We start from the raw sequence: 25,649 nt of genomic DNA, 5'->3' as shown, positions 1-25,649 counted from the left end.
GAGCCTTTGCTATAGATTATTTAAAAAACTAATAATTTTAGGTTTTTATTTAGATAATTATTAAAAATCAATTATTTTTTTAAATGAAAAACAAATCATGAGATATAAAAATATATATAGTAGCTTTATTAACAGAGAATAATCAGTCATATTTTTATCCTGAAACGAGTCTTATTTATCGATTGGCTAAAATGAGTTTATTTTGCCGAATTTTTACATACTAATAATCAATATTGTGAAACTTAATTTTTAGTGAAAAATAACAATGAAAATTATTTCTAGTTATGCTAAATTAGCAACCAAATAAAAAGTATAAGTTATATAAAATGACTTATTTTATACCAATGAAAAGGAATTTTTATTTTATGAAAAAAATAATATTTTTACTGATTATTATTTTAGCGGTAATCTTTTTTATGCTTAACTTTTCTTCAGAAGAATTAAGTGATAAATCAGCTTTAAATGCAGATAAACAGAATCAAGCTTTAGTTGTGGTCACTCCTTGGGAAATTACATCGGTAGATCCAAGTAAATCTGGTTATATCTTCCAACGTTTACAATTAGCTGAAACTTTAGTTGATGTAGATAAGGACGGACATTTATTAGCTGGTTTAGCTGAAAGTTGGACGGTTAATCCAACATCAGATCAATGGGTTTTTACTTTACGCCCGAATGTTAAATTTCATGATGGATCAATTTTAACTGCTGAAGATGTGGTTAATAGTTTAACTATTGCGTTAACTAAGCCAACACCTTTAAAAAATGCGATGATTAAGGAAATTAAAGCATTAGATGAGCAGCACGTTCAATTTACTTTAGATAAACCATTAGTGATTTTTCCTGCTTATTTATCTCATGCAACAACGATGATTTTTGCTAAAAGTGCGGTTAAAAATGGCGAAATTTCTGAGGTGATTGGTACCGGGCCTTATAGAGTTCTAAAAATTGAGCCGCCACAAAAAATTGAACAAACAGCATTCGATGATTATTGGGGTGATAAAGCTAAAATTAAACAAGTTTCCTATTTAGCCAATAGCCGTAGTGAAACTCGTAGCTTATTAGCACAAAGTAAACCTAATTATTTAGTATTTAATTTAGATCCTGCGAGTTTAAGCCGTCTTTCCTCAGATAATAATTTAACTATTCAAGTGAAGCCTGTTGCTCACACTATTCAATATAAAGTTAATGTAAAAAATCCTTTGTTTGCAGATGTAGCTGTTCGTCAAGCATTGAGTGATGCAATTGATCGTGAGGGGATTGTCAAATCTGTGCTTAGAATGCAAATTGGAGAAGCGGAACAAATTTTACCTCCAGCATTTGCGGATTGGCATCTAAATGTACCGCACACAAAACCAGATTATCCTGCAATTAAATCTCGTTTAATTAATTTAGGCTTTGAACAAGATGCAAATGGTATGTTAGTTAAAGATGGAAAACCTTTCCAATTTACCCTGCGTACTTTCTCTGATCGCCCAGAATTACCCATTATTGCTACTGCATTACAAAACCAATGGAAACAAATTGGTGTAGATATGATCGTTTCAGTAGGCAATTTTTCTGAAATTCCTGCGGGTCATCAAGATGGATCTTTAGAAATGGCATTATATTCTCGTTACTATGGTATGTTGCCAGATCCAACTGCTATGTTATTACAAGATTTTGCACCTCAAGGCGCTGATTGGGGCGTGATGAATTGGTCTGATAATGTGTTTACCGAAACACTTGAAGCATTGCAAAAAACTTCAGATGAGGCTGAGCAACGTAAATTAAAAGCTAAAGCTGCAGAAATTATTTATCAGCAAAAGCCAATTACCGCAGTGTCATTCTATCAAACAAATGCAGTTTCAAATAAAGCATTAAAAGGATTGGAATTAGATCCTTTTGAACGTAATTTCAAATTAAATAAATTGTCTTGGTAGAAATATATGGTTAAATTGCTTTCTAAGCGTATTGGGCAACTCTTTTTAATGATTTGGTCAGTGGGAACACTGACCTTTATTTTGACAAGAAGCTTGCCTGGGGACATGGCATTTCGTATCGCTGCAAGCCGCTATGGTTATGATCAGACAGATAGTGCCGCTGCAACACTTGTACGAAGAGAACTGAGTTTAGATCAGAGTTGGTGGCAAAGTTATTTTAATTGGTTTACTGATTTGATTCAGTTGAATCTTGGTAAGTCATTAGTTTCAGGCGAAACTGTATGGGCATTAATCGGTCATCAATTTATGCATACATTAAGTTTAGCTGTAGTAGCTTTGATCTTAGGCATTTTAATTGGTCCACCATTAGGATTATTAGCTGCCCAACGTCCCAATGGGTTATTTGACCGATTAACCTTAGTAATTAGTACGTTCTTACGTTCAGTCCCAGCATTTATTATTGGTATAGGACTTATCAGTCTATTTGCAGTCAATTTAAAATGGCTTCCTGCTGCGGGATATGGAAGTTGGCAACATTTTTTGTTACCAGCATTAACTTTAGCGCTAGGATTAAGTGCTGTTTCTGTTCGTATCAGCCGTAATGCTATGGTTGCTGTACAACAATCTGAATATTATCAGTTTTCTTACCTTAAAGGCCTTAATCAACAACAAAGTTTTGTTAGACATGGGTTACGTAATGTGGCAATTCCGATTATTACTTACCATTCAGTACAATTAATTTATTTAATTGAAGGTGTGGTTATTGTTGAAAGTCTTTTTGCCTGGCCAGGCAGTGGGCATGCGTTAGTACATGCAGTCATTGCCAGAGATGTACCGATGATTCAAGGGACTGCGCTAATCATGGGCGATCTTTTTATTATTTTAAATATGTTGGTTGATATGTTAAGTAGTTGGATTGACCCCCGTATTAATCATCATTCAGAAGGGGCAGCATAATGTTAAAGAAACTTTCTTTTGCTCAAAAGTGCGGTAGTTTTTTATTAATTTTTTTATTAGCTATCGCTTATTTGCAGCCGTATTTTTATCCTATGGATGAAGCATTCCAAAATTTTAATAAAATTTTGCAAAAACCTACCGCAGTTTATTGGTTAGGAACCGATCATTTCGGTCGGGATATGTTTGCTCGCCTTGCTTCTGCAATTCGATTATCTTTTTCTTTAGTCGTGATGTCAGTTGGCTGTTCGTTATTTTTTGGATTATTGTGCGGTATTTTAGCTGGTTATCTCGGTGGTTTAGTTGATCGTGTTTTCTCATTTATAAGTGATGTCATCATGGCATTACCAGGCTTACTCTTTATATTGCTATTTGCGGCTATTGCTCCTGGTTCGTTTTGGTCACTTTATCTCGGTATCTCATTAGTGATGTGGGTAGAGTTTTTCAGAATGATTCGTGCTATTAGCAGAACTTTGGCATCAAGTATAGAAATTCAATCTTCTCGTTTAATGGGAATGGGGTTATGGTATTGTTTTAAACGTCATTTTTTTCCTAAATTGGCTCCTGTCATTTTAACCTTAAGTGCATTTTCTGCAGGAAATGCGGTGTTAGCGCTAGCAACATTAGGATTTGTGAATGTCGGTTTACGTCCACCTACACCCGAACTAGGCTTGATGATGACGGAATTATTTCCTTATTATCACGAAGCACCTTGGATCTTTTTACAACCGATAGCTGTCGTATTCTTACTTGTATTAAGTTTTCAATTAATTTCAGGGAGAGTGAAATAATGACTATTTTAATTGAAACACAATCTCTGTCTGTTTATACAAAATCGGGATTATGCTTGGTTGAACCCATTAATATAAAATTACAACAAGGGCAATGTTTGACCATATTAGGAGAAACTGGTTCAGGTAAGAGTTTATTAGCACAGGCTATCATGGGCTGCTTAGCTGATGGATTAATAATTAAAGGGCAAATTCATATACATCAGGATTTAATCAATGAGAAATTAAGACGACAAAATTGGGGTAAATGCATGGCGATGTTGCCTCAAGAACCCGTGCGTTCATTAGATCCAACGATGAATATATTTAATCAAGTATGGGAAAGTTTTTCTTTAGTAGGTCAACTTAACAATGGGCTTTCTTCGCAAAAAACTACTGAGAAACTAACCGCACTTGGATTAGCTAAGTTTATTAAATATTTTCCTCATCAACTTTCAGGAGGAATGGCACAACGAGCTTCTTTTGCAGCTGCTACATCAGGTGGTGCCATTATGGTGATTGCTGATGAACCAACTAAAGGTTTAGATGAAAAAAATAAATGTATTGTGATTCAGTTATTGCAAGATATTGTGAATCAAGGTGGAACGTTACTCACTATCACCCATGATATTGATGTTGCTGAGCAACTTGGTGGTTCGATTATGGTGATGAAAAAGGGGATTTTATTAGAACAAGGAAATGCTCAGCAAGTTTTAAAAAATCCTCAATCTGAGTATGCTCAGCAATTGATGGCGGCTTCGCCTCATAATTGGCAAAAGCAAGTTAAACAAGAAGTTGTCTCTGAGATTTTAGTGACGGCAAAGGATTTAAGCCTGGGAAGAGGGGAGAGAACTTTATTTAAGGATTTAAATTTTCAATTAAGAAAAGGTGAAGTATTAGGATTAATTGGCGATAGTGGTATCGGAAAAAGTTCTTTAGGTGATGCCTTGTGTGGCTTATTAAAGCCAAAGTGCGGTGAAATTTCTTGGAATTTTAAACCAAAACGTCAACAAGTGTTAAAGCTATACCAAGATCCCCCAGCAGCATTTGCTCAAAGCGTCAGTTTACAGATATTGTTAGACGATGTCATCGATAAGCATGGCTTAGATAGAAGTAAAATTCCTTATTTATTAACGCAACTTAAGTTAGATCAGGATTTATTGGCTAGAACTGCAAATAATGTATCTGGCGGAGAATTACAGCGAGTGGCAATTCTACGAGCTTTATTATTTGAACCTGTGCTTTTATTTGCGGATGAAGTGACTTCTCGATTAGATCCTATTACTCAGAAAGAAACCTTAGATTTATTGATAGAACAATGTCGTATTCACAATTGTACTTTAGTCATAGTAAGTCATGATCATCATCTGATTGAGCATTATTGTCATCAAATTATCGATTTAACTGAATATCAACTTCAGTAAATCAATATCAAAAAGCACTTGTTAAGCAATAAATAAGTGCTTTTAATATTTTTATTATCAATCAAACTCTTTGGTAACTTACTTGAAAGTAGATTAAAATATAGCATTAATATTTTTATAATAGGTATATTTATGTTTGTAGCAGAAGATTGGCGTCCTACGGCCTCTATAAAAACTTTACAAGCGAGAGCTAAAATTATTAATGAAATTCGTAAATTCTTTACTGAACGAGGTTTATTAGAAGTAGAAACGCCTGTTCTAAGTGAATTTGGTGTGACTGATGTACACTTATCTACGTTCAATACTGAATTTGTGGCGCCTTTAAATGTGCATTCTAAAACCTTATGGTTAGGTACAAGTCCCGAATATCACATGAAGCGTTTAATTGCCGCAGGGTGTGGAGCAATTTTTCAATTATGCCGAGTTTTTCGTAATGAAGAAGCTGGAAATCGCCATAATCCTGAATTTACCATGTTGGAATGGTATCGCCCACATTTTGATATGTATCGTTTGATTAATGAAGTGGATGACTTATTGCAACAAATTCTTGATTGTGAACCAGCGGAAAGTTTGAGTTATCAGTTTGCTTTTCAACAATTTGTTGGATTAGACCCTCTTTCTGCAACTCGTGAAGAATTAGTGGCGAAAGCCCATGAACACCATTTTATGTGTGATGCTAATGAAGATCGGGATACCTTGCTGGAATTTTTATTTAGTACCGTAGTTGAGCCTTGCATTGGTAGAGAGCGTCCTACTGTTGTTTATCATTTTCCTGCAACACAAGCTGCGTTAGCTCAAATTAGCCCAGAAGATCATCGGGTTGCAGAGCGTTTTGAATTTTATTATAAAGGTTTAGAACTGGCTAATGGTTTTCATGAGTTAACGGATGCCCATGAGCAATCAACTCGTTTTGAACAAGATAATCGACAAAGAGAGAAAATGGGCTTACCACAACGTTTGGTAGATAAACGTTTACTGGGGGCATTGCAATCTGGTATGCCTGATTGTTCTGGTGTGGCATTAGGTGTAGATCGTTTAATTATGGTTGCTTTAGATGAATCTAAAATTGAAAATGTTATGGCATTTTCGGTGAATAATGCCTAAAAATTTTGCAAAAAAACACCGCACTTTTTGATTAATTAGCTAAAGTGCGGTGTTTATTAAAAAAATTTTATTCAAGCCATTAGCTAGAACACAGGTTTGAATGGTTTGATAATAACATTCTCATATACCCCAGCAGCCACATAAGGATCTTTATCTGCCCAAACTTGAGCATCCTTTAAAGAGGCAAATTTTGCAATTACAGTTGAGCCTGTTATACCTGTTCCATCAATCGTAGGATTAGGGCCCGCGGTAAGTAAACGCTCTTCTTTATGGAGTAACTCTAAACGAGCTAGATGTTGTGGGCGAACAGCCATACGTTGTTCTAGTGTATTAGGCTTATCTTGTGCAAAAATTACATAATACATCATTTTTATTTTCCTATTGATTATTCTGTTATTAACATTAATGCTTGTTCTAATTCTGGATTATTTTCTCTAGGAACGGCTCGAGGTTTTCCATCTTTGTCTATCGCAACATAGGTGAAGAGTGCTTCTGTCACACAATTACGATCACTGATGCCTTCATAAACTTTCTTAATCCATACTTCAACTTTGACTTGCATAGATGAACGTCCTATTTTTACTAATTTGCCATAGCAACAAACAACATCGCCTACAGCAATTGGATGTAAAAATGTGATTCGTTCTACACATACTGTGACCACACGCCCTTTACTTATTTCTTTGGCGAGAATAGCCCCCCCCATGTCCATTTGAGACATAATCCAACCACCAAAAATATCACCATTTGCATTGGTATCAGAAGGCATCGCAAGGGTTCTCAAAATTAGGGAACCTTTAGGGCATCGGTTTGTTTGAGTTATTTCTGTCATTTATAACCTACTTTTGTTGATTGTCTTTAGGAAGATAACGGTAAATATAAATTCCTGTCAATATGGTTGCTATGAAAGTCATAGTAATAATCCCGAAAGATTTGAAATCAACCCAAATTTCTTCTGAATAATACTGGCTAATATAAATATTAATCACCATGCATAAAAGAAAAAAGCATGCCCAGCCTAAATTAAGATTATTCCAGACTTTTTCAGGAAGTGAAATTTCCTTACCTAATAATTTTTGAATGAGTGGTTTTTTAAAAATAAATTGGCTTATTAAAAGAATAAGTGCGAATAACGCATAAACAATGGTGACTTTCCATTGCAAGTATTCAACTTTGTTAAAATAAGCAGTTAATCCCCCAAAGAAAACCACGGCAACGCCCATAATAATTTGTTGCTTTTCAATTTGACCATATTTCAATTTTAGAATGATCATTTGAATAATTGTTGCTAAAACTAGAGTTATCGCAGCCTCTCTAATACCTGATAATTTATAAACGATAAAAAATAAAATGAGAGGAATAAATTCAAGTAGTTGTTTCATTTATTTTATGCCTTTTGATTAAATAAAATATAAAAACGATAACTAATAATAAGCACAAATACACTAATTGTAGCAATTAATAATGTTGCAATAATATCAATAGTTATATTCGTTGCTAAAAACGCAATTTGCTGTGTTAGAGCAGGGATAAGAAAATAAATTAATAAGCAATAAATAAAAAGAATTGCAACACGCTTATGACTCATTTGCCAAATTTGTTGAATAGCTTGTAAAAGAGTCACTTTGGTAGTGAGATAATGTATAGGGGTTAGACATAAGCGAATATAAATGTAAGTACCTAGGATAACTAAAATAATTCCAAAGAGTCCAGTTGTATTACTAGAGTTAACAATCGCAGGAAGTATATTTATTAACCCTATTGCTAAAGGAAGGCTGATAATGATGTTGAGCATGATGAAACCGATAATTCCATTCAAAGTCGATTTAGTGCTTTGAGTGTAATTCACAGCTTGACCTTGGCTAATTTGATGAATACCAAATAGCCCCCAAGCAGAAAGGACAAATGTTATTAATTGATTGACTAAATATAACACTAAGAAATTATCACTTTGTACACGTTGCATCATGATAGAAATATCATTTTTATTTCCCATCTCTGTGCTTGATGTTTCAATTGCAGTTTGAAATAAAGATGAGCCCAACAAGTTAATTATTAAACTGGCTAAACAAAAGAATAGTATCAGAGTGAACACAAATTTACGCTGGTTTCTCATAAAATTCCAACTATCTTGTAAAATCTGTGAAAAATTAATTGTCATTTAAGACCTCATATTAATCAGTTGAATTATCACTGTTCTATTATACTGTGTTTATGCTTAATTGTATAAAAATAGTGGATTTTGATACACATCAAATAATTTTAATGAATTTATTTCATAAACTTTGATATTGATCACATTTTTAATAACCATTTATTGGTATATTTCTTACGCCTGTAAATAGGCACAATTTTTGTAAGTTTTTCGACTTAAGGATAATACAATGAAAAAATTAGGATTCGTGTTGGGTATAAGTGCTGCATTAGTCAGTGGAGCGGTAATGGCACATAGTGCAGGTGATGTGATTGTTCGCGCAGGTGGAGCGTTAGTTGTTCCTAATGTAGATAATTCTAATCCAGCGTGGAAGAATTTAGATGTTAATTCTAATGCTCAATTAGGCTTAACTGCAACCTATATGTTTACTGATAATGTCGGTGTTGAATTATTAGCTGCAACGCCATTTAGCCATGAAATTACACTAGGTAATACATTAGTGGGTAAAACAAAACATTTACCACCAAGTTTATACGCACAATATTATTTCTTAGATAAAGATTCTCCTGTTCGCCCATATATTGGTGCAGGGGTAAACTACACCACTTTCTTTGATGAAAAAGAAGTACTCGCTGGAGTTACAGACCTCAAATTAAAAGATTCTTGGGGATTAATGACAAATATGGGTGTGGATATTAATATCACTGATAATTTCTTTATAAATGCCTCAATGTATTATGCAAAAATTAAAACTAAAGCAACATTTAAAGTTGCAGGTACTGAGCATGAAAATAAAGTGACTTTAGATCCAACTATATTTTTCCTAGGTGTTGGTTATCGCTTCTAATCTGATATTTCATAAAGCAGATAACTATTATTCTCTGTTCTATGTAGTTAGATTATAAGTTTAAGGACTGGTTTTGGGCTGATCAAAATCAGTCCTTTAATTTTGGCGTTGCTGTTAACCTACAAGCGCTAATAATTCTTGTGCATTTGCTAACGCCGTATCAGTAATTTTGCTTCCCCCTAATAGTTTGGCAAGTGCTTTTATACGTTGTTGAGCGGATAGTTCAATCATTTTCGTTTCTGTTTTGCCTTCTATTGTCGATTTTTCTACCATAAAATGCTGATGTCCGTGACAGGCGACTTGAGGTAAGTGAGTGACACAAACTACTTGGCATTTGCTACTTAGTTTTCTTAATAATTTACCGACAATGCTTGCAGTAGCGCCACTGATACCAACATCAATTTCATCAAAGATTAAGGTGGGAATGGCAATTTTATCTGAAGTTAATACTTGTAGTGCAAGTGCAATTCTTGATAATTCACCACCAGATGCAATTTTAGAAAGAGGCTGTGCTGATTGTCCTAAATTACTTCGTAAATTAAAAATGACATTATCAGCTCCATTAATTGTAATTTCATTGTAATTGGCTTCCAAATTAATAAAAAACTCTGCGTTTTCCATAGCAAGTTGTTTTATTGATTTTGTCATTTGCTTAGCAAGTTTATCTGCGCCTTGTTGACGACTTTGATGAAGTTCAGTAGCTGTTGCTAATGTCTTTTGATAAGCTTGCTGTTCTTGTGCTAGTAATTCATCTTCATTGTCATAAAAATCTATAAGTTGGGACAATTCTTTCTTTAATGTTTGATGTAACTCTACTAAATTTTCAGGTTTTACATTATGCTTACGAGCTAATTGTAGTACTTGATGCATTCTTTGTTCTATTTCTTGCAGTACTTGAGGATCTGACTCAATATTATTGGATAGATGTTGTAATTCTGTATTAGCTTCTTTAATTTGAATTAATGCATCTTGCAATAAACTTTGAATATTTGTATAACGAGTATCTAATTCAGAGAGTTCTTCAATATATTGAGTTGCCCGATAAAGTAAGCTATCGACGTTAACTGTTTCATTTTCACTTAAAATTTGTAATGTAGATTGTGATAAGTTAGTAAGTTGTTCACTATTAGAGAGACGGCGCTGTTCTTCTTCTAATTCAAGATATTCATTAGGTTGTAAGTTCAATTCATTTAATTCATCAACTTGATATTGTAGAAGTTGTTTTTTAGCTTCATTTTCAGCACATCTTTGTTTAAATGTTTTAACTTGTAATTGTAAGTTCTTCCATACTTGATAAGTTTCAGCCATATCTTCTAGTAACTGATAGTGAGCACAAAAATTATCTAAAGCCTGTAATTGAAACTCATTTTTTAGTAATAGTTGGGATGAGTGTTGCCCATTTATATGAATAAGTTTTTGTCCTAAGTCTTTTAGTAACGAGGCAGATACTGGGGTGCCATTAATAAAAGCTTTTGAACGGCCTTCTTGATTGATTAAACGGCGGAGAATGCATTCTTCAGGATTTTCTTGATCTCTCAATTCATTGTCAATTAACCACTGATCTGCAACAGAGTTGTTTTCAATATGAAATGTTGCACAGACTTCAACTCGTTCAGCACCTTCACGTAACATTGATGCATCTGTACGTTGACCGAGACATAAACCTAATGCATCAATGGCAATAGATTTACCAGCACCAGTTTCACCTGTAATAACTGACATTCCTTTAGAGAGTTCAATATCAAGGTGGTGAACGATAGCAAAATTATTAATTGTGAGTTGAGTAAGCATTAGATAATCTCCTTTACTGTATAATAATCAGTATATATATGATTTTTTATACAGTAAAGAGGTTATGATGGAAAAAACTAAAATAATTTTTTAAGCCATCCAAGTTTTGAACTTAACACATTGTAATAATTGTAATTATGTAAATGTAATAGGCGTAGTTTATGTGGAGTCTTTTGAATATGCACGATATCAGTACTGTGAACATCAAGTGTAAATTGGCTATCACAACTTATTTCAACGTTTGCGACATTATAATCAGCAAAATTAATTGAGATTTTGCTATTACCATCAATAACCAAGGGTCTTGAAGATAATGTATGTGGAAACATAGGAACAAGAGCAATGGCATTTAACTGTGGTGTTAAAATAGGGCCTCCTGCTGAAAGAGAGTAAGCCGTAGAGCCTGTTGGGGTAGCAACAATTAAACCATCAGAACGTTGTGAAAAGGCAAACTTATCATCAATAAAAACTTGGAAATCAATCATATGTGCAATTTTAGCAGGATGAATAACTAATTCATTAATAGCTTCTCCTTTTGCAATAATTTCCCCATTACGTTGTATAGAGGCTTCTAATAGAAATCGTTCTTCTACAAAGAATTCGCCGTTTAAACAAGCTTGTAATTGCGCATAAGCATTTTTAGGATCAATATCGGTGAGAAAACCTAAGTTACCTCTATTTATACCAATCAGTGGAATATCATATTTACATAACTCTCTCGCATGGCCAAGCATATTTCCATCTCCACCAATAACAATGACTAATTGTGCTTGTTGTCCGATTTGTGTTAACGAGGCGAGATATTTTTCATCAATGTTTAAGCTTCGTCCAATCTCTTTTTCGACTAAAACCTGATATCCTTTTTCGCTCAACCAATGAACGATGTTTTTATGCATTTGTAAGGATGCATCATTACGAGGACGACCTACTACTGCAATAGTTTTAAATGAGGCTGCTGTAACCATTTGTTTTACAATTCCTTATTTTATGTTTTTTATAAGTACTTGAATCAGGCAGTTTTACCCTTATATAACCTATAAAAAGGAGTAAGAGTAACATTAACATTCTTTCATGGGTTTGTTACAATGATACTACTAATCTTTGCTTTATGATTAGATTTTTATATTCAGACGGAGAAAATAATGTCAGAACAAGCGCAAAACCAAGAAAAAGTTGAAATTACAGAAGATTTAACAACTCAAGAAATACAGGATACTGAAGAACAAACCACTGTAGAGGAAGAGCCTTCTGATGCTCTAGAAGAAGCTATTGCACGTGTTCAAGAATTAGAAGAACAATTAGCTGAAACAGCTAAAAAAGAGCAAGATTTATTGCTACGTTCTCGTGCTGAAATGGATAATATGCGTCGTCGAGCTGAACAAGATGTAGAAAAAGCCCATAAATTTGCATTAGAGAAATTTTCAAAAGATATTTTAAATACTATTGATAATTTAGAACGTGCGTTAGCTTCCCCAGTAAATAAAGAAGATGAAAGTATAAAAGCTTTATTTGATGGTGTAGAACTAACACTTAAAGAATTATTAGCTACAGTTGGACGTTTTGGTGTTGAGCCAGTAGGTAATGTGGGAGAAGCTTTTAATCCAGAAATGCATCAAGCTATTTCCATGCAACCAGCGGAAGGTTTCGAAAGTAATCAAATTACTAGCGTGTTACAGAAAGGCTATTTATTAAATGGCCGAGTGATTCGCCCTGCTATGGTAATGGTAGCATCTTAATATTATAATAGGGACAATAATTATAAGATTATTGTTCCAGTTTTATTTTAAGAGCCTACACTTAATGATGTCTAAAGCACTTATTTTTTCCCGTGGGATTTTAAAAATTCCAAATTTAAAAAATTTCCTTCCAGAGTATCAATTAATCAACGCTAAATGGTTTCAACCAACAGAAAATGTTAGTGCTGTATTGGGATGGGGCTTACGTCCTTCCTCTCGACGAGCAAGAATTTATGCCTCATCACATCATTTACCCTATTTCGCATTAGAAGATGGCTTTTTGCGTTCATTGGGATTGGGGGTTGCAGGCTATCCACCTTTCTCTATGGTAGTTGATGATTGTGGTATTTATTACGATAGCACCAAGCCTTCTCGTTTAGAAAAACTTATTTTATCAGCTGAAAATATTCCTCAAAGTATCTTGTCTGATGCAGAAAAAGCACTATCTTTACTAGTGAAATATAACCTATCAAAATATAATCATGCTCCAGACTTTTCTCCGGATATGTCAAATAAATCTGATATCGTGCTTGTGGTGGATCAAACCTTTGGTGATATGGCGGTACAATATGGACAGGCCACAGAATACCACTTCAAAAAGATGTTAGATTGTGCTATAGAAGAAAATCCTAATGCAGAAATTTGGGTTAGAACACATCCTGATGTACTAAGTGGTAGAAAAAAAGGGTATTTAACTAATTTATCAAATTATACGAATAAAATTCGTTTATTTGTAGATGATGTGAATGCGCTTTCTTTATTAAAATATGTTGATAAGGTTTACTGTGTTACATCTCAAATGGGATTTGAAGCCTTAATGTTACGAAAAAAAGTTGTGACATTTGGCGTTCCTTGGTTTGCTGGATGGGGATTATCTGATGATCGACACCCAATGGTTACGCAATTAGTGAACGGTAATCGTCGTGTTCCTAGAACCTTATTGCAACTCTTTACAGCAGCATATTTACAATATAGTCGTTATATTAATCCAAATAATGGAGAAGTTGGGTCTATTTTTGATGTGATTGAATATTTACATCGAACTAAATTACTTAATTTACGTTTAAGTGGTCATTTGTATTCTGTTGGTATGTCTTTATGGAAAAGAGCTGTAATTAAGCCATTTTTCAATTTACCACAATGTCATTTAAAGTTTGTATCTTCGTTAAAAAAATTAGAAAAGCTACCGCACTTTTCGGATACTAAACTACTTATTTGGAGTCAAGGTAACGCTGAAATATTAAATTATGCTAAACAGCATAATCTACCTCTTTTACGTATGGAAGATGGTTTTATTCGTTCGGTTGGATTAGGATCAAATTTAGTTGCACCTTTATCTTTAGTCATTGATGATTTAGGGATTTACTTTAATGCACAAACTCCCTCACGTTTAGAATCTATTCTACAGAACTATGATTTTTCTGAGCAAGATCTCATTTTGGCAGAGAAGTTAAGACAACGTTTAGTTGCTGAAAATATTGGTAAATATAATGTAGGTAATTCAGGTTTTCGTCTGAAACATCAGGATAGGCTAACTATTTTAGTTCCTGGACAGGTGGAAGATGATGCATCAATTCGTTTTGGTTCACCTCAGATCAATAAAAATCTTGATTTATTGAAACAAGTTAGAACTATGAATCCAGATGCTTATATTATTTATAAACCTCATCCTGATGTAGAAAGCGGAAATCGTGCAGGTAAAATTGCTCGTGATAAAGCGATGAGTTATGCTGATGATATTGTTGAAAATATAAATATTTTAGATTGTATAAATCAAGTGGATGAAGTTCATACAATGACTTCATTAGCTGGATTTGAAGCTCTGTTGAGAGGAAAAGTTGTACATTGTTATGGATTGCCATTTTATTCTAATTGGGGATTAACGAAAGATTATATTTGTTTAACTCGTCGCCAAAGAAAGTTATCTTTATTACAACTGATAGCTGCAGTCATGATTTATTATCCTCAGTATGTAGATCCTAAGAAAGGATGTATAATAGACGCGGAGCACGCAATAAATATTTTGAGAGAACAAAAATTTCAAAGCCAAAATAATGGTCTGCATCGATATTGGATTGCAAAACAATTAGAAAAATTAAAACAGCTTTATCAAGCATTAAAATATTAAAATTAGGGTTTTTATGATTACTCATTATTTAGATGAATTAGTAGCATCTGCTAATAAAATTTTGTTATTGCAGGGTCCAATTGGTCCTTTTTTCTTTCAATTTGGAGAATGGTTATCACACGAACAAGGTAAAACAGTATATAAAATAAATTTTAATGCTGGAGATGATCATTTTTATCCTCCTTCGTCTCCAAATACATTTCAATTTTCCGATCACTTTGTAATTTTACGTGCTTATTTAAAACAATTTTGTCGTGAGCATTGTATTGATGCTATGGTGTGTTTTGGTGATAATCGTCATTGCCATAAAATTGCTAAAAGAGTTGCAGAAGAACTAAATATCCCATTTTGGGCATTTGAGGAAGGTTATTTTAGACCGAATTATATTACTTTAGAGAAATCAGGTGTGAATGCTTATTCACCGATTCCTCGTGAAAGTGCATTTTTTCTAGAACTAGCACATGAATTACATGAATCTCCCCAACCACTTCATGTTGCGAAAGGTTTTTATCCTATGGCAAAGTTAGCAACACAATATTATGTAGCCACTTATTTAGCACATAAAAGATATTCTCATTATAAGCATCACCGTATTTTAAGTTTACGTTATTATATTAAACTCTGGGTAACATCGGGTATTAAAAGGCTCTGTTATTTGTTGAAAGATAGTTCTTTTGCTAAAGATGTTGAAAATGGAAAATTCGGACAATTTTTTATTGTTCCTTTACAAGTTTATGATGATAGTCAAATTTCAGAACATACTGATTATGAGAGTGTAGAAGCTTTTTTACGTGATGTTTTAATTTCTTTCGCAAATTATGCTCCACCACATATTAATTTGATTGTTAAACATCATCCAATGGATCGAGGATTTATTGATTATAGTCATGTAATTGAAGAAATTGAGCAAGATTATTCAAATTTGAAAGGACGGGTTTTTTACATTCATGATGTGCCATTACCAGTCTTTTTAAGACATGGACAAGGGATGGTAACATTGAACAGCACAAGTGGTGTTTCTGCCTTATTGCATGGTATGCCTGTTAAAACCTTGGGGCGTGCTAATTATGATATTCCGGGTTTAACTAGCCAATGTAGCTTAGAAGAGTTTTGGAATAATCCACAAATACCCGATGCTAATTTATTTATAGCTTATCGGCGTTACCATTTGAACAAAACGCAAATTAATGGCAACTTTTATAATAGGGTGATTTTACGTTGTCCATATAATCAGTCATAAACTACAAAAAGTGCGGTAATATCACCGCACTTTTTTACTGAGGAATAATTAATCCTCAACTTTTTTTAATAAAGCTTCATGTGCTTTTCTTTGTGCTCTCATCGTTTCTTTGATTTCACGTCGTTGTGTTGAGAGCTCAGCATTTTTAATCATATAGTCATCCACTCGACCTTCGTAGTCATCACGCATATTTTCAATAATTGCTCGTACATCACTAATGCTCATATTATTCGTAATATATTCACTTAGATTGTCTAAGAGTAAAACACGTTTTTGATTATCACGAATTTTACGATCATTATCACCAATATCGCGTAATAATTTGTTTCTTAAACGATATAAACGTACATATTCTAAAACGTCTTGGAATGATTGTTTGTTTACATTTCCCATAGTAATTCTCTCTATAAAGTGGATAGGCAAAAGATACAAATAATTTAGCTTGTTTTGCTATTCTCGTCAAAGAGTTAAGCTTTTTTTTGTAATACAAATCAAAAATTATTAGGAATTGGTGAAAATTCGTTGATTAGTATGCGTCAAGGTGATAAAAATAAAAACTATCACTTTTTATTCAATAACCAATTATTAGGAAGCCAAAATATGTCACAAGTATTTAATTTCAGTGCAGGTCCAGCAATGATACCCGCTGCCGTGTTAAAAAAAGCACAAGAAGAACTGTTGAATTGGCAAGGTCAAGGTACGTCGGTAATGGAAGTTAGCCATAGAGGTAAATATTTTATGGAGTTAATTACCCAAGCAGATAAAGACTTTCGTGAGCTATATAACATTCCAGATAATTATAAAGTACTTTTTTTGCAAGGCGGAGCGCGAGGTCAATTTGCGGCTATTCCAATGAATTTAATTGCTGAAAAAGGTAAAGCGCTTTATTTGAACAGTGGGCATTGGTCTGCAACTGCGGCGAAAGAAGCCCGTAATTTTGCTGAAATCGATGAAATTAGTATTATTGAAGAGAAGGGGGGATTAACTCGAGTCAATCGTTTAGATTTTAGTGATATTGCAGAACAATATGATTATGTTCATTATTGTCCCAATGAAACCATTACAGGGGTTGAAATTACAGAAATTCCTAATGTAGGTAATGCGGTGCTTGTGGGAGACTTTTCATCAAATATTCTTTCTCGTAAATTAGATATTAGCAAATTTGGTTTAATTTATGCGGGAGCGCAAAAAAACTTAGGTCCCGCTGGTATTGTAATTGTGATTGTTCGTGAAGATTTAATTGGTAAAGCTCGTAAAGCAACTCCTTCAATTTGGAATTATGAAATACAAGCGAATGCTGATTCAATGATTAATACCCCTCCCACATTTGCCTGGTATTTATGTTCATTAGTGTTTAAAGATTTATTAGCTCATGGCGGTGTTGATGCAGTTGCTGCACGTAACTTGAAAAAAGCAGAATTACTTTATAGCTATTTAGATCAAACCACCTTCTATCGCAATACGATTGCTAAGGAAAATCGCTCAGTTATGAATGTGACATTTACAACTGGTGATGATGAACTCAATGCAAAATTTGTTAATGAAGCAACGGCGGCAGGTTTACAAGCTTTGAAAGGTCATAAAGTATTCGGTGGGATGCGAGCTTCAATTTATAATGCTATGCCAATTGAAGGTGTTGAAGCACTTATTGCATTTATGAAAAAATTTGAAGCAGAAAATGCTTAATTAATTTTAATATATGCCTATGCTAGGCATGAGTTTATTAACTCATGCCTTCTTCTTAAAAGTGCGGTCAAATAATAAAAATTTTTCCGCTTTTATTTATCCTATTTAAGACAAACAATGGAAAAAATTACACTTACGCCAATTACTCGTGTTCAAGGTACAATTAATTTACCTGGTTCAAAAAGCCTTTCAAATCGAGCCTTATTGCTAGCAGCTTTAGCAAAAGGGACGACTAAAGTAACGAATTTATTAGACAGTGATGATGTTCGTCATATGCTTAATGCACTCAAGCATTTAGGTGTTAATTACCAGTTATCTGAAGATAAATCAGTTTGTGAAGTACAAGGTTTAGGGCATTCTTTTGAATGGAATAGCGGATTGTCATTATTTTTAGGTAATGCTGGAACAGCAATGCGTCCATTAACCGCAGCATTATGTTTAGTTAGCCCAAACTTAAAGCCTGCTGAAATTGTGTTAACGGGTGAGCCTAGAATGAAAGAGCGCCCAATTCAGCATTTGGTAGATGCTTTATTACAAGCGGGTGCAGATATTCAATATTTAGAACAAGAAGGTTATCCTCCACTTGCTATTCGTAATACTGGACTAAAAGGCGGTAAAGTTCAAATTGATGGCTCGGTTTCTTCTCAATTTTTGACCGCACTTTTAATGGCAACACCTATGTCAGAGGGGGATACTGAAATCGAAATTATTGGAGAGTTAGTGTCTAAGCCTTATATTGATATCACGTTAAATATGATGAAAATTTTTGGAGTATCTGTAGAAAATCAAAACTATCAGCGTTTTATTGTCAAAGGTAATCAGCAATATCAATCACCAAAGACCTTTTTAGTTGAAGGCGATGCTTCATCTGCCTCTTATTTTTTAGCGGCGGGTGCAATTAAAGGTAAGGTACGTGTAACAGGGGTAGGTAAAAATAGTATTCAAGGCGATCGTCTATTTGCGGATGTGCTTGAAGAAATGGGGGCAAAGATTACTTGGGGTGAAGATTATATAGAGGCAGAGCAAGGTCATTTAGTTGGTGTGGATATGGATATGAATCATATTCCTGATGCTGCGATGACAATTGCTACAACGGCATTATTTGCTGAAGGCGAAACCGTCATTCGTAATATTTATAATTGGCGAGTAAAAGAAACAGATCGTTTAACCACAATGGCGACAGAATTACGTAAGGTCGGTGCCGAAGTAGAAGAGGGTGATGATTTCATTCGAATCCAGCCTTTAGCTTTAGATAAATTTAAACATGCTGAAATTGAAACCTATAATGATCACCGTATGGCTATGTGTTTTGCATTGATTGCATTATCTAATACGCCAATAACAATTTTAGATCCAAAATGTACAGCTAAAACTTTCCCAACCTTCTTTGATGAATTTCTAAATATCGCAGAAGCATAATATCTCTATATCAAGAGGAATTTATATGAATAAATTATTAGTTATATTAAGTTTAATTTTGTTGAATGCTTGTAGCTCAGGTACGAAAGGTAATAGCGACTTTCAGTGGCTGGGATATGAAGATATTGATAATCAGCTGCATCAAGTGGCATTTATGAAACGTGCTTATGCTAGTGAACAAAAAGGTACCAGTAAATTAGCTTCTGGAGAAGCGCTTATGAAAGTCAAAGAAGGTGGTTTTGACTCATACATAACGCTTGGTGATATTTATAATTTGTATGATGCAAATGGCCAGGTGATGAATGTCATCTTAGCCATTCCTGAGTTAAAAAAATCCTTTAATCCACATCTTCCACAAGACCGAGTAAGCTTAGCTAAAGCTAAAACAATCGATTTTTACGAATTTGGCAAATCACGTGTTGGCCACACACAATTTAAAGCTAAAAATGGCATGTGTGCAGATTTACAAACAAAAGCAGGGGTAAATTTAAATTTAGCCACAACTTATTATCTTTCTGCAAAAGGTAATGATTATTTTGCTACATTAATTGCTGCTAATGTGAGTAAGAAAACGAAAAAACTCGTAGGATTAAACTATACACCTAAATTTAATATTGCTGATCAAAAAATTCTTTCTCAAGTTAAATCGGAAGAAGCTAAACAAGGTAAAGCAGTTGCTCAACGTAATGTGCTTGAGAAAATAACTGTATTGGATAATGTGATTTGTTTATAACTTATAGATAAAAAAGCCCTTTAATATTAAGGGCTTTTTATTAGAAAGTGCGGTCAAAAAACGAAAAATTTGTGTTTCAATTATTTTTCTTTTAATGCTCTTAATTTTTTTAGAATGTTTTTCATATTGTCATCTAAAGGCGCTGTTAAACGGATTTCTTCGCCAGTTTTAGGATGTTCAAATTTAATTGAATAGGCATGTAAAAATAAGCGAGTTAATCCGAATTCAGCCATTTGGTTATCAAATTCAGGATCTCCGTAACGATCATCTAAAGCAATCGGATGACCAGAATATTGGGTATGAACTCGAATTTGGTGAGTTCGCCCTGTAACAGGTGATGCTCTTAATAAGGAGGCGATAGGATAACGCTCTTCAATGGCAAAACGAGTTTCTGATGGTTTTCCTTGTTCGCTAACACGTACAAGACTAGAAACTTCATTTTTTAATAATGGTGCCTTAACCACTTTTTTTTCTGATTGCCATTGACCTTGTACAAGAGCCAAATAATCTTTTTTAACGGTTTTAATTCGAAGTTGCTCATGTAGGCTACGTAAAGCCGAACGTTTTTTAGCAACTAATAAAATTCCTGAGGTATCACGGTCAATGCGGTGAACTAATTCTAGATATTTTGCCGTAGGGCGTAATGCACGCAGAGCTTCAATCACGCCGAAACTTAATCCACTACCCCCATGTACCGCAATACCTGAAGGTTTGTTTAATACTAATAAACAATCATCTTCAAAAATGATTTGTTTCTCTAAGGAAGCTACCTTATTTAATTTACTAGAAACGGGAGCTTGTTCTTTTTCTGATATACGAATTGGTGGAACACGTACAACATCATTTGTTTGTAGTTTATATTCAGGTTTAATTCTACCTTTATTCACTCGCACTTCACCTTTACGCACAATACGATAAATTAAGCTTTTAGGAACACCTTTAAGCTTAGCAAGAAGGTAATTATCAATACGCTGACCAGCTTCATCTTCGCTAATGGTCAACATTTTGACTGAGGTATTAATAATTTTATCGTTCATATAAGTGGCAAGCTGAAACTAGTTTAATTAAATAAGATTATAGTCATTCAAAAATTTTAATGAGGGGCGAATTCTATCATATTTATAGCGAGATTAAAATTATTGAAATGCCTTGCTAAAATTGGCTTCTCAGGCGATAATAAATTGCATTTTTTTGTACATGCAAACCGTATAGAAAAGTTATCGTTAAATCCAATATTTGTGCTGCAAATGGCGTAAGACGCTGATGTTTAACGATTTTATATGGCTTTAAACAAACGTTTACTTGCAAAGTTTTATTTTTATAATCCAACTTTGTTTTATTCTTCACTTAAATCTAGATATTTCATGCAATTACTTGAGCATGATGTTTTAAATTTGAATGAATAACGCAGTCAATGCACCCAGCCCTTGACAGTCGAGAGAATGACATTAGGCGACAGACACGAGGTCGATTGCGAAGTTTTTAGAGAACTGCTATTTATCTTTATGACGATTTGTTTGAGTCGAGAAATAATATATAAATATAAGAGACAATTTAAATGAAACGTATGCTAATTAATGCAACTCAAAAAGAAGAGTTGCGTGTTGCGTTGGTCGATGGCCAGCGTTTATTCGATCTGGATATTGAAAGTCCAGGTCATGAACAAAAAAAAGCCAACATCTACAAAGGTCGTATTACTCGTGTAGAACCAAGCCTTGAAGCTGCCTTTGTTGATTACGGATCTGAACGTCATGGTTTCCTTCCTCTCAAAGAAATAGCTCGCGAATATTTTCCAGCTGATTATGTATATCAAGGTCGTCCAAATATCAAAGATGTGGTGCAAGAAGGCCAAGAAGTTATCGTTCAAGTTAATAAAGAAGAACGTGGAAATAAAGGTGCCGCATTAACTACTTTTGTTTCTTTAGCTGGTAGCTATTTGGTTATTATGCCAAATAATCCTCGTGCAGGCGGTATTTCTCGTCGTATTGAGGGAGATGAACGTTTAGAACTAAAAGATGCCCTAAGTTCTCTTGATGTTCCAGAAGGTGTAGGTCTGATTGTTCGTACTGCGGGAGTCGGAAAATCACCAGAAGAATTACAATGGGACTTAAAAGTTTTATTACATCATTGGGAAGCAATTAAACAAGCTGCTGATGGTCGCCCTGCACCATTTTTGATTCATCAGGAAAGTGATGTCATCGTGCGTGCAATTCGAGATTATTTGCGTCGTGATATTGGTGAAATCTTAATTGATAGTCCTAAGATTTATGAAAAAGCTAAGGCTCATATTAAATTAGTTCGTCCAGATTTCATTAATCGTGTGAAATTATATCAAGGTGAAGTGCCATTATTTAGTCACTATCAAATTGAATCTCAAATTGAATCGGCATTCCAGCGTGAAGTGCGTTTACCATCAGGTGGTTCAATTGTAATTGATGTCACAGAAGCATTAATTGCAATTGATATTAACTCAGCCCGTTCAACACGAGGTGGAGATATTGAAGAGACTGCCTTAAACACTAATCTTGAAGCCGCTGATGAAATCGCTCGTCAATTACGTTTACGTGATTTAGGTGGATTGGTTGTGATAGACTTTATTGATATGACACCAGTTCGCCATCAACGTGAAGTTGAAAACCGTATGCGTGAAGCTGTACGTCAAGATCGTGCTCGTATTCAAATTAGTCGCATCTCTCGTTTTGGTCTGCTTGAAATGTCGCGCCAACGTTTGAGCCCGTCATTAGGTGAGTCTTCACATCATATTTGTCCTCGTTGTCAAGGTACGGGTAAAGTGCGTGATAATGAGTCTCTTTCATTATCAATTTTACGTTTGCTTGAAGAAGAGGCATTAAAGGAAAATACCAATAAGGTACATACTATTGTACCTGTCAATGTCGCGTCTTATTTATTGAATGAAAAACGTAAGGCTATTCATGAAATAGAAAAACGCCACAATGTAGATATTCTAGTGGTGCCAAATAAAGAAATGGAAACACCTCACTTTAATGTGTTCCGAGTACGTGATGGTGAAGATGTTAATACCTTAAGTTACAATTTGGTTAAATTGTATGAAGAACAAGAAGATTCTACCTATATTGCAGATGAACCGTTCACAACTCGAGTTGCGGAAACTGCGGTAGTAACTTCTGAAAGTGTATTGGAAACAGCTGCACTTTCTATGAATATTTCAGAGCCAGCACCATTAGTAGAAGAGAAGAAAAATCTTCAACCTTCATTATTGACTCGTATTCGAACAGTGCTTAAAGGTTTGTTTGCAAGTAAGCCTCAGGTGGAAGAAAAAACAACAGAGAAACCTGCAACAGCCCGTAATAATCGTCGCAACAATCAAGAACGTCGTAATAACCGTCGTAATCGTAATGAAAGAAATAATACGAAAGCGGTAGATGTTAATGAGAGCATTGAAAGTAAAGAGATATCAGCTAAATCTGAAAAAACAGAAAGTGGTAATCGCAACGAACGAAATAATCGTCGTAATAATCGTAATCGCCAAATTGTCGATGAAAATATAGAGCGCGAAAATCTTTTAACTAATAACATTGATGTGCCAGATGAAGAAATAAAAGTTGAGCCAACACAACGTCGTCAACGTCGTGATTTACGTAAAAAAGTGCGTGTTAGTGAAACCGAAAAAGCTCAAGGCGTAGAAAATATTTCTCAAACAACAGAAAAAGATAACTTGACTGAGATTAATAATAATGTTGATAACAGCCAAGCTGTTGCAGAGGAAGTTTTATCAACTGAACGTCAAGAGTCTCGTGACCGTCAGGAACGTCGTCGCTTACCTCGTCATTTGCGTATGAATAATCAACGTCGCCGTCGTGGTTCAGAACCAACTTCTGCGATGCCGTTATTTGCTGCAGTTGCTTCACCTGAATTAGCGAGTGGTAAAGTGTGGATTGATGTTCGTACATCAGCAAAAGTTAAAGATAGCTCATTCTTGTCTGTAGATGAGTTGCTTGAACAACAAGATGGAAAATTTGAAAATGATATTCCATTAACCGCACCTGCAACACAAGTTATTTTTGATAAGTCTCAGACTGAAATGGCTCCTTTAGGGTTTGTGACCCAACCAGCTAATGAATCAGTGCAGAAAAAATTGCAAGAATCATTAGACCGTTTGCAAGAAGAAACTCAAGCGGCTGTTGTTAATCTGGAAAGTCAGCCGGAGGTCGTTGAAAGTGCGGTAGAAAAATCAGAAATTTCTTCAGCGAAGGCAGTGACTTACCAATTTAATGGTCGTTTAGGGACGGTTTCTGCGGTGAGCCATACTAAAGTACCAATGACTCAAGCAAAAGTTCTCGATGAAGTTTCAGAACCATTTGAAATTATTCAATGGCAAGATTCTCGCTATTATTTCCACGGTAAAGGTTCAGCAGGGCATAGCAGTGCCGTAACTCATGTGTTTGCAGAACCAACACAAGCTAAATCGGAATAGTTGAGCTAATAATATTAAAACCCGCAGATTCAAAGTGCGGGTTTTTTATTATAAAAATTCCAGACAAATAAAAAAGGACACTTCTAATGTCCTTTTCGTTTGTTGTTAATGAGTTTTTATTTTACTTCACGGAACATAATTTCACTTGGAATTACGGATCCTTGCCAGTAAAGTTCGCTAGCTACTTTTTCAGCAAGTTGTAGGAATGAATCACGAATTTCTTCATTAGAATGAGAAATAACAGTTGGTACACCTTTATCAAGATCTTCACGTAAGCAGATATGTAAAGGAAGATGACCTAATACTTGAACATGGTATTTTTCAGCAATACGCGCTGCACCACCAGTACCAAAAATTGCTTCATGATGACCGCAGTTTGAACAAATATGCATAGACATATTCTCAACAATGCCAAGTACAGGAACTTTTACTTTCTCAAACATACTAATTCCTTTTACCGCATCTAATAATGCGATATCTTGCGGTGTAGTGACAACAACAGCACCAGTAACAGGAATTTGTTGTGATAAGGTTAATTGAATATCTCCCGTACCAGGAGGCATATCGATAACTAAATAGTCAAGATCTGGCCATAATGTTTCATTTAATAATTGACTTAATGCACTACTTGCCATCGGACCTCGCCATACAGTAGCATTTTCTTCATCCATTAAAAAACCAATTGAATTTGCAAATAAACCATGAGCTTCAATAGGTGAAATATGTTGATTATCTGGTGAAGTTGGGCGTTGAGCTGCAGCGCCTAACATGTGCGGTATTGATGGACCATAAATATCGGCATCTAAGATTCCCACACGGGCGCCTTGTGCTTGTAGTGCTAATGCAAGATTTACGGTAACAGTGGATTTACCTACACCACCTTTACCTGAAGTGACCGCAATAATATTTTTCACGCCTTTTACAGCTGGTTGGCTATTGGCACGTTTTAGCGTGGAAACTTGGTAATTTAATTGCCATTTAATATTTTTACTTTCTGCCACAGAGAGTAATTTATCTGAAAGCGCAGATTTTAATTGTTCAAAAGGACCATTCCACGGGAAAGGCATTTGTAGTTCAATGCGTAATGTATCTCCACCTTTTTCTATTTTTTTTATTGCATTTAAAGCCAGTAAATCTTTTTGTAGAGTAGGGTGTTGATATTCTTGAAAGTATTTTTGGATTTGAGCTTGTTGCTCAGTAGTAAGATTATCAGTATATGTAATAGACATTCTTTAATCCTTTAATAGTAGAGAGAAATCTTGGGTATTTAAACATGAACAGACTCAT

The 25,649-nt window shown here is 34.6% G+C and carries 22 protein-coding genes; 13 read left to right on the top strand and 9 right to left on the bottom strand.

Annotated elements, in window-relative coordinates:
* The first annotated feature begins 365 nt into the window (after nucleotides 1–365).
* The 5 genes from HMPREF1052_RS09150 to epmA all read left to right on the top strand — a co-directional run bounded on the left by HMPREF1052_RS09150 (nucleotide 366) and on the right by epmA (nucleotide 6,171).
* Complete coding sequence (locus tag HMPREF1052_RS09150; RefSeq protein WP_005761592.1) at nucleotides 366–1,919, top strand: ABC transporter substrate-binding protein; 1,554 nt, start codon at nucleotides 366–368, stop codon at nucleotides 1,917–1,919.
* Nucleotides 1,920–1,925: 6 nt separating this feature from the next.
* Nucleotides 1,926–2,876, top strand: coding sequence for an ABC transporter permease (locus tag HMPREF1052_RS09145; protein WP_005761519.1), 951 nt, complete (start codon nucleotides 1,926–1,928; stop codon nucleotides 2,874–2,876).
* Entirely contained in the window at nucleotides 2,876–3,664 is a 789-nt protein-coding gene (locus HMPREF1052_RS09140) for an ABC transporter permease (protein WP_005761582.1), read from the top strand. The genes HMPREF1052_RS09145 and HMPREF1052_RS09140 overlap by 1 nt, the downstream gene beginning before the upstream one ends.
* Nucleotides 3,664–5,067 (top strand): ABC transporter ATP-binding protein, encoded by a 1,404-nt coding sequence (locus HMPREF1052_RS09135; RefSeq protein ID WP_005761509.1) that lies wholly within the window; start codon nucleotides 3,664–3,666, stop codon nucleotides 5,065–5,067. The genes HMPREF1052_RS09140 and HMPREF1052_RS09135 overlap by 1 nt, the downstream gene beginning before the upstream one ends.
* Before the next feature lie 132 nt (nucleotides 5,068–5,199).
* A complete protein-coding gene (epmA, locus tag HMPREF1052_RS09130) occupies nucleotides 5,200–6,171 on the top strand; it encodes an elongation factor P--(R)-beta-lysine ligase (RefSeq protein ID WP_005761568.1) in 972 nt (323 codons plus the stop codon).
* Nucleotides 6,172–6,254: 83 nt separating this feature from the next.
* Here the strand turns inward: epmA and HMPREF1052_RS09125 are convergent, their stop codons facing one another.
* From HMPREF1052_RS09125 to HMPREF1052_RS09110, 4 genes are read right to left on the bottom strand one after another with little or no spacing between them, the layout of a single operon-like run.
* Entirely contained in the window at nucleotides 6,255–6,536 is a 282-nt protein-coding gene (locus tag HMPREF1052_RS09125) for a YciI family protein (RefSeq protein ID WP_040596553.1), read from the bottom strand.
* A 20-nt stretch (nucleotides 6,537–6,556) separates the two neighbouring features.
* Nucleotides 6,557–7,003 carry an acyl-CoA thioester hydrolase YciA gene (gene yciA / locus HMPREF1052_RS09120; RefSeq protein ID WP_005761452.1) on the bottom strand — a complete coding sequence of 149 codons (447 nt, stop codon included), beginning with the start codon at nucleotides 7,001–7,003 and terminating at the stop codon, nucleotides 6,557–6,559.
* 7 nt (nucleotides 7,004–7,010) lie between these two features.
* The gene (locus HMPREF1052_RS09115) at nucleotides 7,011–7,553 is read right to left on the bottom strand and encodes a septation protein A (protein WP_005761501.1); all 543 of its coding nucleotides are present in this window, start codon (nucleotides 7,551–7,553) and stop codon (nucleotides 7,011–7,013) included.
* Between the two features lie 5 nt (nucleotides 7,554–7,558).
* On the bottom strand, nucleotides 7,559–8,332 hold the full coding sequence (locus HMPREF1052_RS09110) for a hypothetical protein (RefSeq protein WP_005761417.1): 774 nt from the start codon (nucleotides 8,330–8,332) through the stop codon (nucleotides 7,559–7,561).
* 223 nt (nucleotides 8,333–8,555) lie between these two features.
* On the opposite strand from HMPREF1052_RS09110, the gene HMPREF1052_RS09105 reads away from it, so the two are divergent.
* On the top strand, nucleotides 8,556–9,173 hold the full coding sequence (locus HMPREF1052_RS09105; protein ID WP_005761499.1) for an OmpW family outer membrane protein: 618 nt from the start codon (nucleotides 8,556–8,558) through the stop codon (nucleotides 9,171–9,173).
* 114 nt (nucleotides 9,174–9,287) lie between these two features.
* Here the strand turns inward: HMPREF1052_RS09105 and recN are convergent, their stop codons facing one another.
* Nucleotides 9,288–10,964, bottom strand: a complete 1,677-nt coding sequence (gene recN / locus HMPREF1052_RS09100; protein ID WP_005761432.1) for a DNA repair protein RecN — start codon at nucleotides 10,962–10,964, stop codon at nucleotides 9,288–9,290.
* A 77-nt stretch (nucleotides 10,965–11,041) separates the two neighbouring features.
* Complete coding sequence (locus tag HMPREF1052_RS09095) at nucleotides 11,042–11,929, bottom strand: NAD(+) kinase (RefSeq protein ID WP_005761609.1); 888 nt, start codon at nucleotides 11,927–11,929, stop codon at nucleotides 11,042–11,044.
* Between the two features lie 177 nt (nucleotides 11,930–12,106).
* Here HMPREF1052_RS09095 and grpE point away from each other — a divergent pair, with 177 nt between their 5' ends.
* The 3 genes from grpE (at nucleotide 12,107) to HMPREF1052_RS09080 (ending at nucleotide 16,068) form a co-directional block, all read left to right on the top strand.
* Complete coding sequence (grpE, locus tag HMPREF1052_RS09090; protein WP_005761524.1) at nucleotides 12,107–12,700, top strand: nucleotide exchange factor GrpE; 594 nt, start codon at nucleotides 12,107–12,109, stop codon at nucleotides 12,698–12,700.
* Between the two features lie 67 nt (nucleotides 12,701–12,767).
* Nucleotides 12,768–14,828, top strand: a complete 2,061-nt coding sequence (locus HMPREF1052_RS09085; protein WP_370446582.1) for a capsular polysaccharide biosynthesis protein — start codon at nucleotides 12,768–12,770, stop codon at nucleotides 14,826–14,828.
* A gap of 13 nt (nucleotides 14,829–14,841) precedes the next feature.
* On the top strand, nucleotides 14,842–16,068 hold the full coding sequence (locus HMPREF1052_RS09080; RefSeq protein ID WP_005761497.1) for a capsule biosynthesis protein: 1,227 nt from the start codon (nucleotides 14,842–14,844) through the stop codon (nucleotides 16,066–16,068).
* Nucleotides 16,069–16,116: 48 nt separating this feature from the next.
* Here the strand turns inward: HMPREF1052_RS09080 and HMPREF1052_RS09075 are convergent, their stop codons facing one another.
* Nucleotides 16,117–16,461, bottom strand: coding sequence for a DUF496 family protein (locus HMPREF1052_RS09075; RefSeq protein WP_005761600.1), 345 nt, complete (start codon nucleotides 16,459–16,461; stop codon nucleotides 16,117–16,119).
* 207 nt (nucleotides 16,462–16,668) lie between these two features.
* Here HMPREF1052_RS09075 and serC point away from each other — a divergent pair, with 207 nt between their 5' ends.
* From serC to HMPREF1052_RS09060, 3 genes are all read left to right on the top strand, one after another.
* Entirely contained in the window at nucleotides 16,669–17,754 is a 1,086-nt protein-coding gene (gene serC, locus HMPREF1052_RS09070) for a 3-phosphoserine/phosphohydroxythreonine transaminase (protein ID WP_040596551.1), read from the top strand.
* Nucleotides 17,755–17,871: 117 nt separating this feature from the next.
* Complete coding sequence (aroA, locus tag HMPREF1052_RS09065; RefSeq protein ID WP_005761459.1) at nucleotides 17,872–19,173, top strand: 3-phosphoshikimate 1-carboxyvinyltransferase; 1,302 nt, start codon at nucleotides 17,872–17,874, stop codon at nucleotides 19,171–19,173.
* Nucleotides 19,174–19,198: 25 nt separating this feature from the next.
* Nucleotides 19,199–19,906 carry a hypothetical protein gene (locus HMPREF1052_RS09060; RefSeq protein ID WP_005761560.1) on the top strand — a complete coding sequence of 236 codons (708 nt, stop codon included), beginning with the start codon at nucleotides 19,199–19,201 and terminating at the stop codon, nucleotides 19,904–19,906.
* 80 nt (nucleotides 19,907–19,986) lie between these two features.
* On the opposite strand, the gene rluC is transcribed toward HMPREF1052_RS09060, so the two are convergent.
* Nucleotides 19,987–20,943: a 23S rRNA pseudouridine(955/2504/2580) synthase RluC gene (gene rluC / locus HMPREF1052_RS09055; RefSeq protein WP_005761556.1), complete on the bottom strand. Its 957-nt coding sequence runs from the start codon at nucleotides 20,941–20,943 to the stop codon at nucleotides 19,987–19,989.
* A gap of 521 nt (nucleotides 20,944–21,464) precedes the next feature.
* Here rluC and rne point away from each other — a divergent pair.
* Entirely contained in the window at nucleotides 21,465–24,362 is a 2,898-nt protein-coding gene (gene rne / locus HMPREF1052_RS09050; protein WP_005761585.1) for a ribonuclease E, read from the top strand.
* Nucleotides 24,363–24,478: 116 nt separating this feature from the next.
* Here rne and apbC read toward each other — a convergent pair whose 3' ends face one another.
* Nucleotides 24,479–25,591 carry an iron-sulfur cluster carrier protein ApbC gene (gene apbC / locus HMPREF1052_RS09045; RefSeq protein ID WP_005761598.1) on the bottom strand — a complete coding sequence of 371 codons (1,113 nt, stop codon included), beginning with the start codon at nucleotides 25,589–25,591 and terminating at the stop codon, nucleotides 24,479–24,481.
* Between the last annotated feature and the right edge of the window lie 58 nt (nucleotides 25,592–25,649).

It is taken from the genome of Pasteurella bettyae CCUG 2042 (assembly GCF_000262245.1).
Lineage (GTDB): Bacteria > Pseudomonadota > Gammaproteobacteria > Enterobacterales > Pasteurellaceae > Basfia > Basfia bettyae.
Note: the sequence above shows the minus strand (reverse complement) of the source record. Positions and strands in the feature narration are given on the sequence as shown.